Genomic DNA, 2270 nt, shown 5'->3' on the forward strand with positions numbered 1-2270 from the left:
TTCAATCCATTGAATGGCTTTAGAATATGCAATATTTGTAGTGCCAAGGTAACATAAAGTATCTGCTACCAAAGATGTATCCCTCAAACAAAGATTGGGATATTCTGTCTCTGTTCCCCAGGAGCCACTTGGATTTTGGTTGGACAGCAACCAACCTATACCCTTATTGATACTTACCTCTTGAGAGATAGCATTGGCTCCTTGAACCAATAATCCTACTAGAATCAACCTCAATACCAATAGGTTAAATCTTTTCATTTTACATCAACTCCTTTTTCTAATTTTCCAAATTTTTTAACTATATTTTCAATCAATGGTTGATTTTTGTGGGCTATTGATAATTCTGGCTCACCGCCTGAAAAATAGCCTATAGCATCTATTGATTGTAATTCCTGTAGTATGTGCTTTGGAATTCCTTCCGAGAAATGCCCATATCTGCCCCCTTGAATTTCTTTTAATCTGGCATCAGATGGTCTATTGAGAGTGATATACATCTCATCTCCTCCACACAAAAAGTCCTCTTTTAAAAATACATCAAAAGAATCAGGATAAATTATGCAGGTATCATAAGAACACTCATAGTGGATATTTAATTGAAGAAATTTCATATTTCCATATCTTTCTAGCCACTTACTAGCAGGCTCACCATCAATAGTGGTGATTAGTAAATATTTATCTTTAAATTCAGTTAAAAATGAGGTAAATATTTCTGTCAAAGAAACCGGTAAATGCAAAAAAGCAAAGTAAAAATCCTCACACTTTCCCTCAATTACTTCTTTCTTTTTTAGTTCGTATTTTAGTTTCCATTCGGTGTAATCCTTTCTTTGATTTTGAATAAATTTTGCTATTATCCAATAATTGAGTCCTACAAATATAAAGCCTGAAAATGGAACTTGATGAAATTTTTCTTCTAAAATGAGTATAATAGCTATTATGATTAGAGCTAGAAAGGTATATTGGAAAATTTTCTTTTTTTCTTCTGACTTGCCTAATCGGCTATAATTAAAAATAGTCAATAAACTAGCAATGACAAAACTAAATATAAAAAACCAACAGAGGAAGAATAATATGTACATAACCCACCGAAGATCCCAAGGTTTTTTCATCTTCTTATTAGCTCTTTTATCTCATTGTCTATAACTACATAAGGATTCTTTGTACAAATTTCTTTTAGTATATTACGATAATCCTTTATCCATTTAAAAATCTTGATGCCTTTATGATGGGTTATTAGCCAGTCATAATATGCCTTTGCCTTCTTTCCCTCTCTATTTGTTTTAACCTCAAAATTGATAACCTCATTATATTTCTCATCTACATTTGCACAAGGAATAACTAGAAAGATTTGAGAAAATTCCCAAGTATCAGATATCTTCATTGTATATATTGCTATTATATCGTCCCACTTTATTCTGATAAATTCATTCTGATTTTTTATATTTTTATAGCTTGTAATAGATTCATTATCAATAATTATGGCAAAATTTTTAAACCAGAAAAAAAACTTTCTAGCAACAAATATTATCAATGCTCCACATATAAAAAAACCCACATATTTTTCCTGTTGATATAGAGCTAATGTCATAACAGCTCCTGAAGCACTTATAACCACTACCCCTAAATAAGCTATAAAATAAATCCACAGGGATTGTTGATATATTTTTCTCATCAGGCCACTTTTTCCTCCAAGGCTTCTTTATAAATTAAGTTTAGCTGATTAGTAAATAAATCTTCAATTAAGTTCCAAGAGAATATTTTTAAGAGATGCGATAATCTTTCTTCTTTATAGCAAGCCCAATCGTTAAGGTTATCGATTTGCTTATTGTTTGTAATAGAAAGAAGTAGAATAAGTAAGACAAAACCAGTTAGTGGTATTATTATTGCCAATATTGGTGAGACTAAAGAAGCAATAAACATTAATGTTAGCATAGATAGATATAACATGGCTTCCTTATTTTTAAGAGAAAAATCGGGGTTAATCAATATATCAAATATTCCACATAGGTAGTCAGCAATGCTCAATATAACACTCCAGTATTTAAATAGTGGTATGTTCAGCTTCTCTGCCGCTGATTTAAGAAGCTCATCAGAAAGGGTTTTTTCTAAGAAATCATACAAGTCCGCTGCTCCTCCTCCCTTCATCCCCCCACTAATCATATATGCCCCTGCACCTGTATTAGGGTCAATAATGGTATAGCCTATGCCTTCCCAATCATAGTATTGAATCTCTCTTTGGGGAATGGTTACTATCTTTCCTGTGTTTATGGCAT

At 31.9% G+C, this 2270-nt stretch carries 4 protein-coding genes; all 4 read right to left on the reverse strand.

The window, feature by feature from the left end; all coding sequences use genetic code 11:
- A partial coding sequence (locus AB1630_12500; GenBank protein ID MEW6104611.1) for a hypothetical protein occupies window positions 1-258 on the reverse strand: 258 nt, incomplete at its 3' end.
- Window positions 255-1106, reverse strand: a complete 852-nt coding sequence (locus tag AB1630_12505; protein MEW6104612.1) for a hypothetical protein — start codon at window positions 1104-1106, stop codon at window positions 255-257. The genes AB1630_12505 and AB1630_12500, both read right to left, overlap by 4 nt.
- Complete coding sequence (locus AB1630_12510) at window positions 1103-1669, reverse strand: hypothetical protein (protein ID MEW6104613.1); 567 nt, start codon at window positions 1667-1669, stop codon at window positions 1103-1105. Before AB1630_12510 ends, AB1630_12505 begins: the two co-directional genes overlap by 4 nt.
- Window positions 1669-2270: hypothetical protein (locus AB1630_12515; protein ID MEW6104614.1), on the reverse strand; the 602-nt coding region annotated here is incomplete at its 5' end. The genes AB1630_12510 and AB1630_12515, both read right to left, overlap by 1 nt.

This window comes from bacterium (genome assembly GCA_040753555.1).
Lineage (GTDB): Bacteria > UBA9089 > UBA9088 > UBA9088 > UBA9088 > JBFLYE01.

Coding starts and splice junctions, on each gene's coding strand:
- AB1630_12505 (MEW6104612.1), bottom strand. CDS start 1,106: ATGAAAAAACCTTGGGATCTTCGGTGGGTTATGTACATATTATTCTTC.
- AB1630_12510 (MEW6104613.1), bottom strand. CDS start 1,669: ATGAGAAAAATATATCAACAATCCCTGTGGATTTATTTTATAGCTTAT.